The organism is Paenibacillus favisporus, from assembly GCF_040545415.1.
Classification (GTDB): Bacteria; Bacillota; Bacilli; order Paenibacillales; family Paenibacillaceae; genus Paenibacillus_AQ; species Paenibacillus_AQ favisporus.
This window is the reverse complement of sequence record NZ_JBEPLV010000006.1, coordinates 79,655-94,918: the sequence shown is the minus strand read 5'-3', so window position 1 is coordinate 94,918 and position 15,264 is coordinate 79,655. Positions and strand designations below refer to the sequence as shown.

13 protein-coding genes are annotated in these 15,264 nt (G+C 44.1%); 2 read left to right on the top strand and 11 right to left on the bottom strand.

The features are described 5' to 3' along the window. Positions 1-32 precede the first annotated feature (32 nt). The 5 genes from ABID47_RS24385 to ABID47_RS24365 form a co-directional block, all read right to left on the bottom strand. Positions 33-1,595: an extracellular solute-binding protein gene (locus ABID47_RS24385; RefSeq protein ID WP_354500591.1), complete on the bottom strand. Its 1,563-nt coding sequence runs from the start codon at positions 1,593-1,595 to the stop codon at positions 33-35. A 62-nt stretch (positions 1,596-1,657) separates the two neighbouring features. Continuing rightward, positions 1,658-2,518: a carbohydrate ABC transporter permease gene (locus ABID47_RS24380; protein ID WP_354500589.1), complete on the bottom strand. Its 861-nt coding sequence runs from the start codon at positions 2,516-2,518 to the stop codon at positions 1,658-1,660. Between the two features lie 13 nt (positions 2,519-2,531). Further along, entirely contained in the window at positions 2,532-3,389 is an 858-nt protein-coding gene (locus ABID47_RS24375; RefSeq protein WP_251678884.1) for an ABC transporter permease, read from the bottom strand. A gap of 295 nt (positions 3,390-3,684) precedes the next feature. Continuing rightward, positions 3,685-6,006, bottom strand: a complete 2,322-nt coding sequence (locus ABID47_RS24370) for a helix-turn-helix domain-containing protein (RefSeq protein ID WP_354500587.1) — start codon at positions 6,004-6,006, stop codon at positions 3,685-3,687. A 249-nt stretch (positions 6,007-6,255) separates the two neighbouring features. Further along, positions 6,256-6,870, bottom strand: a complete 615-nt coding sequence (locus ABID47_RS24365; RefSeq protein WP_354500585.1) for a TetR/AcrR family transcriptional regulator — start codon at positions 6,868-6,870, stop codon at positions 6,256-6,258. Between the two features lie 147 nt (positions 6,871-7,017). Between ABID47_RS24365 and ABID47_RS24360 the strand changes: the two genes are divergently transcribed. Next, a complete protein-coding gene (locus ABID47_RS24360) occupies positions 7,018-8,310 on the top strand; it encodes an FAD-dependent oxidoreductase (RefSeq protein ID WP_354500583.1) in 1,293 nt (430 codons plus the stop codon). 170 nt (positions 8,311-8,480) lie between these two features. Here ABID47_RS24360 and ABID47_RS24355 read toward each other — a convergent pair whose 3' ends face one another. From ABID47_RS24355 to ABID47_RS24345, 3 genes are all read right to left on the bottom strand, one after another. Further along, entirely contained in the window at positions 8,481-9,305 is an 825-nt protein-coding gene (locus ABID47_RS24355) for a copper amine oxidase N-terminal domain-containing protein (protein ID WP_354500581.1), read from the bottom strand. A gap of 196 nt (positions 9,306-9,501) precedes the next feature. Next, on the bottom strand, positions 9,502-9,960 hold the full coding sequence (locus tag ABID47_RS24350; RefSeq protein ID WP_354500579.1) for a hypothetical protein: 459 nt from the start codon (positions 9,958-9,960) through the stop codon (positions 9,502-9,504). Between the two features lie 402 nt (positions 9,961-10,362). Continuing rightward, positions 10,363-11,214, bottom strand: a complete 852-nt coding sequence (locus ABID47_RS24345; protein ID WP_354500577.1) for a helix-turn-helix transcriptional regulator — start codon at positions 11,212-11,214, stop codon at positions 10,363-10,365. Between the two features lie 148 nt (positions 11,215-11,362). On the opposite strand from ABID47_RS24345, the gene ABID47_RS24340 reads away from it, so the two are divergent. Further along, on the top strand, positions 11,363-12,157 hold the full coding sequence (locus ABID47_RS24340; RefSeq protein ID WP_354500575.1) for an SDR family NAD(P)-dependent oxidoreductase: 795 nt from the start codon (positions 11,363-11,365) through the stop codon (positions 12,155-12,157). A gap of 204 nt (positions 12,158-12,361) precedes the next feature. Here ABID47_RS24340 and ABID47_RS24335 read toward each other — a convergent pair whose 3' ends face one another. The 3 genes from ABID47_RS24335 to ABID47_RS24325 all read right to left on the bottom strand — a co-directional run bounded on the left by ABID47_RS24335 (position 12,362) and on the right by ABID47_RS24325 (position 15,144). Further along, complete coding sequence (locus ABID47_RS24335) at positions 12,362-12,595, bottom strand: hypothetical protein (protein ID WP_354500573.1); 234 nt, start codon at positions 12,593-12,595, stop codon at positions 12,362-12,364. 169 nt (positions 12,596-12,764) lie between these two features. Next, positions 12,765-14,234 carry a serine hydrolase domain-containing protein gene (locus ABID47_RS24330; protein ID WP_354500571.1) on the bottom strand — a complete coding sequence of 490 codons (1,470 nt, stop codon included), beginning with the start codon at positions 14,232-14,234 and terminating at the stop codon, positions 12,765-12,767. Positions 14,235-14,691: 457 nt separating this feature from the next. Beyond that, on the bottom strand, positions 14,692-15,144 hold the full coding sequence (locus tag ABID47_RS24325) for an NUDIX domain-containing protein (RefSeq protein WP_145141343.1): 453 nt from the start codon (positions 15,142-15,144) through the stop codon (positions 14,692-14,694). Positions 15,145-15,264: the final 120 nt, after the last annotated feature.

The following is a 15,264-nucleotide window of genomic DNA, read 5'->3' as shown; positions in this document are numbered from 1 at the left end:
TCCATGCCCTCCTTTGATTTGAATCTTACCGCTTACTTGGAACCATACGTGCGCTGATATGCCGTATTGTACATCTCCAGCAGTTCATCGGAGCCGAGCTTCTTCAATTGATCCAAAAACTGCTGGTAGTTTGCGTCGGTAATCGGCGTCTTGCCTGTCACGAATTCCGTAATTTTCTGCTCCAAAAACTTGGTGAGCGGGGTCAGCTTTGATTTTTCCAGATCGAGCTCTTCCGTAGTCTTCACGAGTGCCTTAGGCGCGGGAATGATGAACTTTTCATAGCTGCTGTTGATCGCTTTGCTTTTGTCGTCGAGACCTCTCTCCCACGTTTGACGTGCCAATGCGTTGTTCAGCGAAATGTTGTCGTACCATACGCCGAAATCGCGGCGCAGCGGCACATAGGGGCTAGCTCCGAACTCTTTCATGTAGACCGGCTTCCCATCCTCAAGGGTATACGATTTGCCTTCAATACCGAGCGATAAATAGTTGGTGCCCTCTTCACTCACTAGATAATCAAGAAATTTGACGGCTCTTTCCTTATCTTTGACTTTCGCCGAAATGGCCCGCCCCACCGACCCTACGACCGGACGGGAAAACTGGTAGGTCTTTACGCCGTCTGCGGCAAATTCGGGAAGCGCATCCAGATCGTAATCCGGCGTGCCGGCTTGCTTCGCTTTGTCGATCGTCGGGTTCACTTCCGCCTTCCAGTAGTAGGTTACGGACGACTTCCCTTTTAAGAACCGTTCTTCCCACTGATCCGGGGTCAACAAATAAAATTCGGGGTCGAGCAGCTGTTCTGTATACAGCTTATTCATAAATACAAGTGCATCTTTATATCCGCTATTGTACGGCGCGAACTCATACTTATCTTCCGTCGGACTTTGATTGAAAAAGCCTGTAATACCTGTGAAAATCTTTCCGAATACGGTATACATTCCGGTATCTGCCGTGACCGGAGTATTGAAGCTGAGCGGGTAGCTATCCGGCTCTTTAGCCTTCAAGTCTTTCAGGAATTGATAAAATTCATTAATATTTGTCGGGGCTTTCAAGCTGTATTTATCCATCAAATCTTTGCGCGCCATCCAAATATAATTGAAGCCTTTCCCAGCAGGGTCACCTTCGAGTACAGGAACGTCGTAGATACCGCCATCCGCTCCAGTTGCCACAGCTTTCGCTTCGGGATAAGTTTCATAGAACTTTTTGAGATTGGGCGCGATATCCAAATAATCGTTCAAATTCAGGAACACGTTCTCCGGCCCGTTCTCCCTAGCCTCTTGATTTGTCGGCTGACTAAAATCAGTGACCGTGTTGGTAGCGATCATTATCTGCCGCTTCTCTGTCAGGCCTTCTTGGCTGACGACCTGCCAATCCACTTTGACGCCCGTTTTCGCTTCGATTTCCTTGAAAATCTCCCAATCATTCTTTACCTTTCCTTCCGGGCGATCGTAAACCAGCCAAGAGAACGAAATTGGCTTTTGCGAGTCTGTCCCTCCTCCATTTGCCCCTTCTTGCTTCCCGCCTTTTCCACTGCAGCCTGCGGTCAGAACGCTCAGCATAACGGCAGAAAGGATGATGGCCATCATTCTTTTACTCACTTGTTTATACCCTCCTTATATTGACATCGGATATATAGGAATAAGTTCGGTGGAATCTACATCTACCCTTTGATTCCGCCGATCATGGTGCCTTGTACGAAATATTTTTGAATGAACGGATACACGCATAGTATCGGTACCGTAGCAATCGTAATCATGGCGTATTTCAGCGTCTCTATATAGTCCGTGTTGCCTTCGCCCTGCACATTCGAGCCGGCGATAATAATGTTGCGCAGCATGATTTGCAAGGGGTACATGCTCCGATCGTTCAAATAGATCAGCGCATCGAAGAACGAGTTCCATTGATTAACGGCGGTGAACAGACCAATGGAGACGAGTACCGGAAGCGAAAGCGGAAGTACAATCTTTAGGAACACCTGCATCGTGCCACAGCCATCAATGGTGGCGGCATCTTCAAGCTCTTCCGGCAATCCTTCGAAAAAGGTGCGCATGATGAACAGATACCAAGTGCTGACTAGCGACGGCAGCACGATCGCCCACATCGTATCAAGCAGTCCCAGTTTCTGTACAACAAGGAAGGTCGGGATCATCCCTCCTCCGAACATCAGCGTGAAGGCCGCCAGAAACAATATCAGCGGACGGCCAGGGAGCCCTTTTTTGGCAAGCGGATAAGCCATGGCAGATGTAACGGCGAGCGATAAAAAGGTTTGAACGGCGGTATAGCGAATCGTGTTCCAATAGCTGATCCATAGATCCGGATTGCCGAGGAGCCGTTCATAAGCAATCAAGTTGATCGCTTTGGGCCAGAGAACGACCCGCCCGCTCATGACCATGGCGTTATCACTGATAGAAGCGGAAAACACATATATGAGTGGATAGACCATGACGATAATGAGGATGGACATGAGGAAGATATTTACAGCGTCAAATAACTTCGAGCCGAAGCTCTCCTTGATTTTCATTTCTCGGCCTCCTTCACCAGAGACTTGTGTCCGAAAATTTCTTGACGACACGGTTCGCTGAGATGACTAGCACGAATCCGATCACCGACTGGAACAAACCGACAGCCGTAGCGAAGCTGAAGTCGGCGGATAGGATGCCGCGGCGATAAATGTATGTGTTGAGGACATCCGCGGTTTCATAGGTCATCGGATTGTACAGCAAAATAATTTTTTGGAAGCCGGTTTCCATAAAGTGGCTAAGCGTCAGGACAAACAGGACGATCATAACCGGAATCATACCGATAAAGGTCACATGACGCATTTGTTGAAAGCGATTGGCGCCATCGATTTTTGCAGCCTCATACAACGTCGGATCGACGCCGGCAATAGCCGCCAAGTACAAGATGGTGCCCCAGCCGATCGTCTGCCAAATTTCCGAGCCTACGTAGATCGTACGGAACCAACCTGGCTCGCCGAGAAACATAATTCGCCCGAAGCCGAGCCAGTCGAGTATATGATTGACAATTCCGGTCTGCTGCGACAAAAAGGTCACCATAATGCCGGCGATCACGACGGTAGATAAAAAGTGAGGCATGTAGCTGACGCTCTGCACGAACCATTTGAACTTCCGGCTTCGGATTTCATGGAACAGCAAGGCAAGGATGATTGGTGCCGGAAAACGAAATATCAGGTCGTATACATTGAGCATGACCGTATTCCGAACCAGCTTCCAGGCATCAGGCGTGTTGAGGAAAAAATCAATAAAATGCTGCAGGCCGACAAACTTGCTGCCCATGATACCACGGCCGATCGAGAAATTCTGAAACGCGATGATCACCCCGTACATCGGTGCGTACTTGAAGAGGATGTAATACAGGATGCCGGGCAGCATCAGCAAATATAACGTTTTGTATTTCTTCAGCTTGAATCGGAGAGAAGTGCCCTTTCCACTTTGATCTCGGGCTGGTATTTGTGTGTTCGCGGCGTCGCTTCGATCCAATGACAACGGTTTCACCTCCTTTGGCAGGCGTTTGAATGCCAACCGAATCTTTGCTCTGACTATATGTGGTGGCACCCCGCGGGTAAAGCACCATGTTTTCGGGATGTTTCCATTTTTACAAACCGCATCACAACGCCACTCGCATGATAAGCAGGTGAAAAAAATGAGACTTCGAAAAAAAGAAGACTCATGATTGATGGATCGCGCGATATTTAGCCGGGGTAATTCCTTCGTAACGGCGAAAATTACGGATGAATGAGTTCCTTCCCCAATAGCCGATTTGTTCGGCTATATCGTCGATCTTCATATCCGTTTCGAGCAAAAATTGCTTCGCTTTGGAAATCCTGTACTTGGCGATGTATTCTACATACTTCTCACCCACCTCTTCCTTGAACATGCGGCTGAAATGCCCGGCGGACATGTTCATTTGCTCCGCGAAATGCTCAATGGAGAGTTCTTCGTTATAATGGGTTCGAATATAGTCCAAAATTTCGGCAAACTGTTGTTTACGATCCGGCACTTCGATTTTTCGGAACAATAAGCCGTGTATTTCCCGAAATGTTTGCCTCATTTCTTCCCAGGTTACACAGCGGTTGATGGCAGCAAACAAATCGGAATATGCCGAGATGTCAAAATCGTTTTGCTCACTTTCGATGGCCCTGGCCCAAGTATTCAGCACATCGGTGCCCAAGTTCTTCATCTGATCTGCGTTCGCATTGCTTCGCATTCCTGCGTCCAGCAAGTCGAACACGGACTGAAGCAAGTTTTTGTAATCACCAGCTTTGTACCTATTGAAGATCCGGTTCACTTCTTGAGAAGACAAGAAACTGTCTCCTGACGATCGCTCCTTCCATACCCTTTGTTCGCTGCAAATCTCGGCACCAGGGTGCAAGCTCTTATAATGGAGCATCGCAAGCGCATGGTTGTAAGACTGATGGAGGGCGGCGACGGAATGGACTGTTTCCCCGATCCCAATGGAAGCCTTGTAATAAGGATGCTCCAGGAGCAGCTTGATAACATTCGCTGTTTCCTTGGGGTCACAAAGCCCATTCTCTTCGTGATGTAATACGCAGGACAATTGTTCGGAACGTGTTTGACATACCCAAACCATCGCCGGGGACAGCTTGCGAATCTTCTCCTTCAGCTCGGCCAGCATAAATGATTTGGACGTTTCAGACAGCTGTTCCGCGAATGGCGAATAGTATTGGATATCAATGCAGAGGACGGTTGCGGCTGATATCGGTTTGTACGGGAAGGAAATTTCTTTCGCGTAATATTCGATGGACAAGCTGTCGCGGTATTCACCCAACAACACTCGAACAATAAATTGCTCCTGGACGATCGGGAACATGCCGTTTACGGTCTGTGTCAGCTCTTTGTTCTTAGAGATTAGCAAATGCGAAAACCGTTTTATCGTATCGAACTCGTTGCCGCTGTGGGAGCCGGGTGCGTCGTCCAGATGCGGATGCTGCGATTCCAGCCCCGTTTTAATTTCGCGAATCGGATTGTACAATCTCCGGCTCAAATCATAAGAAACCAAGCCGCCTACGATGATAAACATGCCAAGCAGTACGAACGTCATCGTGCGGATCGTGCTTGCCGGCTTCATCAGGGTGGGCAGATCGATCATGCTTACGTAATACCAAGTATCGTTGAATCGGGATTTGGTAAATGATAGCGCTTTCTTATTTTCGTTTAAAAATAAAGTCTGTTCCGGATTCATCCGGATCATTGCTGCAAATGAATCAGGCTGTAGCTCGGACGATCCGTTCGAGATCAGGACAGAGCCGGACGAGTTGACCAGCATCGTATCCGTTACCCACTTCTCCTGAATGCCCAATCGCCCGCGAAGCTCATCTAGATCAAGATTCACGACCAAATAGACTTCGGGATTGCTATTGTTGAATGGATAGCTCATCAGCATGGCGGTGTTCGAGTGGGTTGAGACGATGTCCCGAGTGAACGGCGGCCTTTCAAATACGGTATGCGGTTTTGTAAAAACCATCGATTTCTTGCCAGTAAAATTGGCAAAGTAGGATGGCATATCCGTATCTTTAATCAGATACTGTTCCCGGAAATACTCGTCTTTGTTGTTGTATGTATTGCCGTCGATGACAAGATCTTCGCTCGCAAAGTACAGGAACGATTTGTACACCAGATCTTCCGAATCCAGTTTATTCATTTGTTGCATGAGCGAGTGAATCCATTCATAGTGCTGCGTGAGGTCGGCCGGATCGCCGGACGTTCCGGGAAAGTTCTTGAGGCTTGCAGTTGACAGCATGTTCACCATATCGCCTTCGAGAGAGGCGAAGGTGTCGTCGGTTTGCTCCGAGAAATGCTGCATGATCGTATTGTTCAATCTTTCCGCATCATGCTCAATCAACCGGACGACAAAAAAATTGGTCAGTACGGCGGCTACGATGACTGGGGTAAGAATCAGTGCGAAGTAGTTAGCGAATAACCGACAAAACAGCACTGTGCGATACGTTTGCCAGAAACGGTTCACCATGACAACCCTCCAATAAAATTTCATAAATACAAATTAATTACAAAATATTATTTCATCCCTATCTTAAACTATTTTCACTAAATTTGTACTTGTTTACTTTGCAAAATATCACCGCTTCTGCCTGAAAGGCAGCCGGACCTCGCTTTAGGGTTACATGGCCATGAGCGCAACAAAAAAAAGACTGGAGCATATGCCCCAGTCTATGATGGATCAACAAGTGTGTAAGCTAAGCTCCGGTACCCAGCTTATTCACTGTTTAGAAAAATACAAAATTGCCGGCAACACCACATGATCAACAATCTCTTCCAATTTCTGATCCGACACCAATCCATTTTCAAGCATAAACGTATAACGAATTTGCTCAAAAAGAATTAGTTTGGTCGCTTTAGGTGGGAATTTTGTGATTTCTCCCCGTTGTACGGCCCGTTGAAGAACGTAATCCATCATCTTAATATTGGCACCCGTTGCTTTGGCCAACATCTGGCCTGTCCGTTCTCGCTCCTGCTGGTTAATCATCTCGGAAAACAGCATTTTAAACAATCTAAACGGTCCATTGTTGGACTCCAGAATAAAATACTGACCAACATATACTAAACTATCACGGAGACTGCCTCTGTCAAAATCCAAATTGTTGAGTTCCTCTTCCGATTGTTGCATCCGTTGTTGGACAGCTGCAAACACTAAATCAAACGGGGTATCCCAATAACGATAAACCACCGAACGACTGGTGTTCGCCTCACGAGCAATACGCGAAAAATTAATCGCACTGTACCCTTCCGTCTCCAGCAGACGATACGTAGCTGCATAAATATCATTTTGTAATTGGTCGCCGCGGCGGCGGTGTTTATTGGATTCGGTCATCATTCTTTCTCTCCTTGTACGTTCATTATACATCAAACTGTATCTTAAATGAATAAGATTCACATATGTATCTAATTGACTTTTTAAGATACAATAATGTATCCTAATTATAAAATAAGATACAGAGATGTATTTAAAGGAGAGGTCATCATGAAAGCTATTGTTTTAGGAGGATCGCACGGAGGTATTGAAGCGGTTGAAGCGTTACGATTGATGTGCCCGAAAGCGAACGTTCAATGGTATGACAAAGGAGACTTCTCCTCCATTCCGGCCAAGGATCTTGAATCCATTCAACAACAAGGAGTAACCGTCTTCGGCAACACTGAAATAACTAAAGTAGAACCTGGCAAACACCAAGTGGAAATATTCAATCATGCGACAGGGGAAACGCGAACGGAGGGTTATGACAAAATCATTTTAAGTCCAGGTGCAAAGCCATTTATTCTTCCTGTCCCTGGACATCATTTAAAAAACATCGGTACGATGAGCAGTCGACAAGATATATTCAATATGAGAAAACATGCTGCAGATCCAGATATTAAAACCGTTGTTATTGTTGGTGCAGGGTACATTGGGACCGGAGCAGCTTCCTTATTTGCCGAGTCAGGGAAAAAGGTTACGTTAATGGACATCAACGATCGTCCTTTAAGCTCCTACTTAGATCAAGAATTTACGGATGTACTTGAAAAAGAAATGAAAGATCGCGATGTCGAATTGGCACTGGGCAACTCGATCATCGAATTTGTCGGTGATGAAAATGATAGAGTCGTCAAGGTTGTAACTAAAAAAGGCACCTACTCAGCTGACCTGGTCATCTTGTCTGCCGGCAATCGTCCCAACACGGAATGGTTGCGAGGCGCAGTGGAATTATTGCCGGATGGCAGAATTAAAACAGATGAATACATGCGTACAAGTGATCCCGATATTTTCGCCATTGGGGATGCAACAACGGTTTGGTACAATCCCGGTAAAATGCGGATGAATGTTTCATTAGGAACCAACGCGCGTCGTCAAGCACATTATGCAGTAAAAAACTTATTCGAAGCCATTCATCCGCTTCCTGGTGTACAAGGCTCTTCAGGTGCGCATTTTTTCGATTATTATTTCGCTACAGCGGGTTTGAATGATAAAACGGCAAAAAAGCTTGGCATTGAAATAAAATCCGTTTACTTGGAACAAGAGACGTCCCTGTTCTCTCCGGAGACAAACGTTATGTTCACACTGGTTTACGATCCAACAACTTTTGAGATTTTAGGGGGACAAATCATGTCTAAAGTTGATTTGACTGCTAATATCAATACGGTCTCCCTTGCGATTCAAACCGGATGCACATTAGAACAATTGGCATATGCCGACTTCTTCTTTCAGCCAGAATTAAACACACCATGGAATGTAATAAATACGGCAGGATTAAAAGCATTGCTACAAGAGAATTCAATATAACAGACTTTCATTTCGCATACGAGGATGTAGAAAGGGCTTTTCCTACCTCAGGAAAAGCCCTGAAACCCACGAGACCATTGCATCTCGTCCTGATGAAGGATGTCCCCATAGAAACGGCAATTCAGGCCGATATCAGCCGCCTACATATATGTGAATGCTGCCTCTAATTGTTATGGATTTGTATCACTGATCGTCGTCAGAAAACCGTTCTTCCCGGCAGTTTCAATGAACTGATCAATCGATTGAAATGCTGGGTAGGTAAACGAGTACCATTGTTTTTCAGTCGCATCATATAACATAACACTGGGATTGCCCTCGGAATGAGATAAAGTATAGAGATAAAATTGTTTCATGCTGTTCCCTTTTTGATCCAAAAAATCAAACTTTCCACTCATGTAATAATCCACCCTTGTAAGCTCTATAACACTCGAAGTGTAACTGGCAGGGGGATTCGACTTACTTCCTTTGTTGTCAAAAATATGATAAATCGCTTCGATATAGGCACTCCCATTAATTTCTTCTACTATGCTGCCCATTGTATAGTTAACTTCGTATTGCAATGCTTTGACTTTCACTCCATCTAGAACAAATGGGGCAGGTTCAACAGATACTGTCGAATTTCTGAATCCGACGCTGCAATTAAACGTTTCTGCAATAAAGCGAAGCGGAACCATGATGCGATCATTCTTGATATATGGGGTTGCATCCAGTAGCGCAGGTTTACCATTTTTCATCGCCGTACGGCTCTTCAATTTTAAGATTACCAGCATATCGCCTTTTGCGAGCGTAACTTCCGAACCCGACCAGTTGACCTTGGCTCCCAAATTTTCACTGATAAAACGCAAAGGCACCATCGTTCGATTGTTCTTTATTTCGGGCTTCACAGCGGAGGCAATGGTAATACCTTCAACTTTTATTTGCATATCTGCCGCGTATGCAGGTGAAGAGATAGATAAAATGAATGCAGCGAAAATTCCTGTTAGAACCTTTTTCATAATATTATATTCCTTTCTTGGCATATTTTAGTGAACTAATATTATGACGAGAAGTAGACAGTCTACAAGTCTTACCACGGCATTCATAATCGCCAAATCAGCATTAACCACGTAATCCGCACTACGATTGCGGACTTTAGGCTACCCCTGTATGAGCGTAAATCAGACTTGCCAGTCGGGCCGTTTAGAGATTCTTTTATTTATAAAGACTTGCAACAAGATTGTTTAGTTCATCTGTGGTTTCTATATCTGTTGGATCTAGATTTAATTTTATGAAGATATTTCTTATCTCCTCAGCCTTACCTATTACTATTTCTTTCTTGTCTCCATTTATCATTGCTTTGTATAAACCATCAAGTCCTACATCTATCAAATCATTAGTGGCTTCATAAGACGAGGGTTTAGATACGGCTGAAGCTGCAGCTACTGAACCTACACAACTTTCATAATTACTGTTGTTTCCACCGGTAAAATCCCTACTAAAACATGTAGCTGATTCACCTAACTGATATTTAAATTCCATATCAATCATGTTTTGTTTGTATTTTAAAATCTCTTTATTGTTCATTTGTAAATTCATAGAATATATTAGAAAAACTACTAGAATAATAACTACAACTGCTAATATAGTTATGATATTTTTGGATTTATTCATTTCAGGCTCCTCTACTTTATCTCTATTCAGCTTTCGGCTAACGACTTATTCACGGTCTTCGTAAATAATCCATATGTAGGGTATTCGCGAAAAACATTGAACTCCCCTGCCCGTTAATTGACAACATGAGTACCGATTTCGAGGAATAAAGGGGGGGATTATGGCCGCAGGCACTGATTTGTAGTAACGTTTTGAGCGCCAACCTCGTAATTGATACTTCATCGGTTAACCATTCTTATCCAGGCTAACGATGCAAGTTCATATCCCTAGCTCAGGGCAAGAACTTGCATCGTTAAAACAAAAAAAGCCGCGGATCCCGCGACTTCTTATACGTGTACGTTCTTGTCCTCCGACATTATAAAACTCCCACATCGAAAGCCCCCCGCGCTTAGGATAATGATGTTATCCCTTACTTTCTTTTGCAGGTGATCCCTTTGGCAAATATTTTTCCAGCTTTGATCTTGTTGCTGGTAGAGGCATGTAAATCATCACTCTCATATCAGGATCATTGGGGATTTGCAGGGTAATATGATCAAACTCAAGCAGCCCCATGTAGGGATGCTCCACTTCTTTAAATCCTTCAAGAGAGCCGGGCGTTTCATGCTGCAGCCATAGCCGGTCAAATTCAGGACTTATTCGTTTAAGATCTTCTATTAATTCGGCAAAAGACGAGTCTTCAACGTAGCGGGCTGATGCCGTGTGGAATTCCGCAATCATTCCCGTAGCCTTTTGATCGAAATTTTTGAAGCGTCCCTTCCATACCGGGTCCGTGAAATACCGCCAGATTAAATTGAATTCATGAGGCGGGGATGCCGAGGAAATAGAGAAAACCTCATTTGCAGCATCATTCCAGGCCACAAAATCCCAGCGTCTTCCCAGAATATATACAGGATTCGGAGTAAGGTCATCCAGCATCCTTTGAAATGCTGACCCGATACTTTCTTTATGAGGAGACAAGTAAGGAGGAAGTGATTCTCCTGCAAGAAAAAAAAGATGGCGTCGTTCATTGGGATTAAGCTTTAGAGCCGAAGCAAGGCTTTCCAACACTTGTACTGACGGACGGATATCACGTCCCTGCTCCAGCCACATATACCAGGATGTGCCGATATTCGACAGCTGTGCGACCTCTTCCCTGCGCAATCCGGCTGTCCGGCGGCGCGACCCAGTCGGCAATCCCACATCCTCTGGAGAAAGGCTTGACCTCTGTTTACGCAAAAAATCACCAAGAGCCGAACGGCGCTCGCGATCGTTCATCTCAATCCCTCCTAACCTATTACTCGGAAACCTATGATTAAGCAACCTCTCGTTAAAAGTGTATTAGAAAATTATACTCAATCATAGAAATCGCTTCAACTCCGTTTGAAACGTTTCAAACCATTACCCACTTTAAAGGAGACAGGCCATGCAATCAATAACACAGCACAAAAACTACAATGCTCAGGGAATGCTTATCAATAAAGTAGCTCTGGTTACAGGGGCCAGCCGCGGCATCGGAGCAGCGGCAGCCAAACTCTTCGCCGAAGAAGGAGCGGCGGTTACTCTCGTCGCAAGAACAGAGGCAGCTCTACGCACTGGAGTTGAGGAAATTATCGCGAAAGGCGGTAAAGCCGATTACATCGTAGCCGATCTAGCCGATTCCGCCAGCATCGAACGGGCGATTCAAACGACCGTTGAGCGTCACGGTCGCCTGGATATAGCATTCAATAATGCTGGTATTGGGGCTCCCCTTTCGCCCTTAACAGAGGTCACAGAAGAGGATTTTGACCTTCTTCAAGCTGTAAATTACAAAGGAATCTGGGTGGCAATGAAAGCGGAAATCAAGGCAATGCTCGATACTGCAGGTACCGGTGCCATTGTCAATAACAGCAGCGTGGGCAGCTTCAGAGGTAATCCCGGGTTGTCTGTCTACGGAGCCGCCAAACGGGCTGTTAATAGTCTGACCGAGACGGCTGCCATTGAATACGGGCCTTCTGGTATCCGCGTAAACGCTATTGCACCTGGCACCACCATGACCGAGATGATCGAGGGGTTAGTTGCACAAGTTCCAGATATTATTGAAAAAAGCAGCTCTGTGACGCCTCTTAGGCGTCCTGCCGATCCTCATGAGATCGCACAAGCAGCTGCCTGGTTATTGAGCGATCGCGCTTCTTACGTGACAGGCGTCGTTCTGCCGGTGGACGGCGGAGCAAGAGCGTAGTCCCTAACGGAGGGAGTATCCCATAGGGTCCATTACCCCGGGATACTCCTTCCGCATGTTATGAAACGCTCCGAGAAATTGCTGTCGCCCCAATTGAATTCATCCAACGGCTGAGTACATTATAACTAACCTGCCCGTTAGTTGAACGAAGGTGAAGCAGTGGCCCGTCAGCAAACTTCTCCAACATCATTAAAATATCGCACCTCAGTGAAATTCTGTTATACTTCCGTTTTTATCAGTCTCTGGCGGATTCCCCTTCGTGTCTGCCGCTGCAGTATCGGAAGCAGCTGCGGAGGTTAGCGACTTTACAGGAGGCTCGTCTATCTTTTTCGCAACCGTATGTCCCTGGGTTGTAAATAATGCCCTGTTCATCAGCAAGAATGCCACTACCACAATAACTACGCTGGCGAGCAAATAAATCAGCGGCTTTTTAGTCATTCAAATCTCCTCACTTTATGCGTGACTTTCCCAATAATTCTACTAAAATACGGAGTGTTCAAAACCTTTGCAGATAGAAACAATACCTCCTGGTTAGTTGATAGAAAGGCAGCCGACCAAAAAGTCGGCTGCCTTTAGGCAATCGTAAGCCATTCGGATCTCCGAACGGTTACTGAGTTTTATAAGCTATAGTATCATTACCATATACATCAAAATGAGATATGCGAACCCCACCACTTGGTTTAATATTGAAAACCACCCTCTCGTCAAGATCCTTCGCTACACATGTTATTGAATTTGCTTGATCTGATACCGGGTAAATTTCATACTTATACCATGCGCCATGATTCTTCTGCATAAATAAAAACAATTTGCTATCTTCATAGGTAACTATGATTGTCGAGTTAGGATTAATTCCATACTCTTGAAATACCTTATAGAATACTCCAATTGATATTTTAGGAATATCCATATGGATTAATTGATCCAAAGCATCTTTCAAATTTCGCTCAAAGTTCTGACCTTGCTCTGTTTTTTCTCCATATTCATAAATACCCTCAAGTTGTTTTAATATAGAATCGTTAATGTGTATAGGGTTTGTTGTACCTAGTTCCTGCAGTTCTCCCCCTAATGCTAACTCAGCTAAGCAATGGCTAATTCGTTGAACAGGAGTTAAATCAAAATTACTCAGTACAATAATAACAAGGTCATCGTTAACATATCGGTTGAAATCAGACCAAAAACCGTTCATGCTTCCAAAATGTCCAATACGCTTCCTTGGTTGCTTGTTAATTTTTTGTTCATCAACAACCCAGCCATAACTTCCACAGTACGTCGTGTATTGGTCAAAGAGGATCTTAAGAGAATCTTTGCTGACCAAAGTATCAGTGTAAAGGGCTCGATCCCACACGTATAGATCTTCAACTGTAGAATACATTGCACCGGCACCAAGGTGAAGAGTCATATCTACATATTCAGCATGAATTATTTCTTTGCATACGGAATACCCAGAAGCGAGGTCTTTAACGATCGTCCTACAGTCTTCAATACCTGTATTTTCCAAATGTAAAGGCTGACAAATTCTTTCTTTGATATATTCTCCGTAGGAAATCCCCGATACTTTTTCAATAATTGCGCTCAGTAAAATATAAGAAGAGCTGCAATACCTATGTTCTTCCCCCGGTGTAAATTCCAAAGGCTTATCCTTTATCATCTGAATGGTCTCTTCAAGTGTTGAATAAAGCCTCTGTGTGTGTTTCCAGTATCCAGGGAAACCCGGATAATCTGGAATACCGGAAGAATGAGATAATAAATGATGTAATGAAATTAGATGTCCGTTTGGATAATCCTTCAGGTATTGACCAATGTACTCATGAACATTCAGTTTCCCCTGTTCTTGAAGTTGTAATATTGCCATTGCAGTAAAAGCCTTCGTGAGTGAACCAATACGAAATTTTGTATTCGGTGAATTCTGGACATCATGTTCGAAGTTTGCCATACCATAGCCTTCGTTTAATAATATACGACCATGTTGAGCGACCAGAATAGCACCATTAAAATAACCACGACTTGCTAAAGCATGCATATACCGTTTTAATTTTAGGCTAGTTTCATTATGGTTCATTTGAATATTACTCATATTTTTATTTCCTCCTATTTCTTTGTTACGAATTAGAAGGAACGCAAGTGTTTGGTTGCATCGGAGACGGATTTAGAAAAAAACAAAAAAAAGCGGAATAACCCTAGGGGGTTCCGCTTCGGTTCAAGATAATAACAACCTTGCGTTCCCATAATGGTCAAAATAGGCAGACGAATCCCTTGGTCATAAATAGAATTTTTTTCTGCACTATTCAATAAAATGGACCATTACAGGTTAGCTGGCATTAAAATTGCTCCTTCCAAATATCTCCTACATTTCAATTTATGTTTATTTTAATCGAAAGTCAATCAGGAGGGTTTCTAAAAAATATAAATGACCGCTAAGAAAACCAAAAAGGACAGACATAGTCTGCCCTTTTGTGAAGGTGTGGGCTTACGGAGCAATGTAGCGACGCAGCGTAGATATGATGTTATATGATAGGCATGCTTCTTTCGTGTTAGCTGAATAGCTCTTCTAAGTAACTCTTTTTAATATCTCTTCTAAATTCCTCATCTATTAAATGAATTTCATCTTTAGTAATCCACTGGTACTTAAATTTGCTCCCTTGATCCCCTCCATCTCCTGTGCCAATATATTCCCACTCGTCTGGAAGTTTTCTATCCGGTACAACAAGAAAATCATGTCGTTCCACATTTGATTCTATAAATTCCTTGTAATAATATTGAACTCCGAGTTTCTTCGTCATCAGTAAATTAGTCAACCCAGACTCCTCCAACATCTCTCTATATAGAGCCTCTTCAGCCGTTTCTCCAGGCTCAATATTTCCACCAGGTAACCTAAACTGTACACCTGGCTCATTCGAGTAAACTAATAATTTTTTTCTTCCCGTCTGATCAGTTTGTACGATAAAACCGAAGGATTTTCTCTTTAGGGGTTTATTAGCCTTCATAAATTTTCTTCCTCATAATTAGATTTTATCGTTGCATGCTTTTCACATAACGACTTATTCACAGGCTGCCTTCAAATGATTTCATTGAGCCGTCTTTTGTAGTGGAATGATCCGTTCTCA

Bases quoted from the DNA above. Each gene is read 5' to 3' on its own strand.
- ABID47_RS24380 (WP_354500589.1), bottom strand. From the start codon at position 2,518: ATGAAAATCAAGGAGAGCTTCGGCTCGAAGTTATTTGACGCTGTAAAT.
- ABID47_RS24375 (WP_251678884.1), bottom strand. From the start codon at position 3,389: ATGCTGCCCGGCATCCTGTATTACATCCTCTTCAAGTACGCACCGATG.
- ABID47_RS24370 (WP_354500587.1), bottom strand. From the start codon at position 6,006: ATGGTGAACCGTTTCTGGCAAACGTATCGCACAGTGCTGTTTTGTCGG.
- ABID47_RS24365 (WP_354500585.1), bottom strand. From the start codon at position 6,870: ATGATGACCGAATCCAATAAACACCGCCGCCGCGGCGACCAATTACAA.
- ABID47_RS24360 (WP_354500583.1), top strand. From the start codon at position 7,018: ATGAAAGCTATTGTTTTAGGAGGATCGCACGGAGGTATTGAAGCGGTT.
- ABID47_RS24355 (WP_354500581.1), bottom strand. From the start codon at position 9,305: ATGAAAAAGGTTCTAACAGGAATTTTCGCTGCATTCATTTTATCTATC.
- ABID47_RS24350 (WP_354500579.1), bottom strand. From the start codon at position 9,960: ATGAATAAATCCAAAAATATCATAACTATATTAGCAGTTGTAGTTATT.
- ABID47_RS24345 (WP_354500577.1), bottom strand. From the start codon at position 11,214: ATGAACGATCGCGAGCGCCGTTCGGCTCTTGGTGATTTTTTGCGTAAA.
- ABID47_RS24340 (WP_354500575.1), top strand. From the start codon at position 11,363: ATGCAATCAATAACACAGCACAAAAACTACAATGCTCAGGGAATGCTT.
- ABID47_RS24335 (WP_354500573.1), bottom strand. From the start codon at position 12,595: ATGACTAAAAAGCCGCTGATTTATTTGCTCGCCAGCGTAGTTATTGTG.
- ABID47_RS24330 (WP_354500571.1), bottom strand. From the start codon at position 14,234: ATGAGTAATATTCAAATGAACCATAATGAAACTAGCCTAAAATTAAAA.
- ABID47_RS24325 (WP_145141343.1), bottom strand. From the start codon at position 15,144: ATGAAGGCTAATAAACCCCTAAAGAGAAAATCCTTCGGTTTTATCGTA.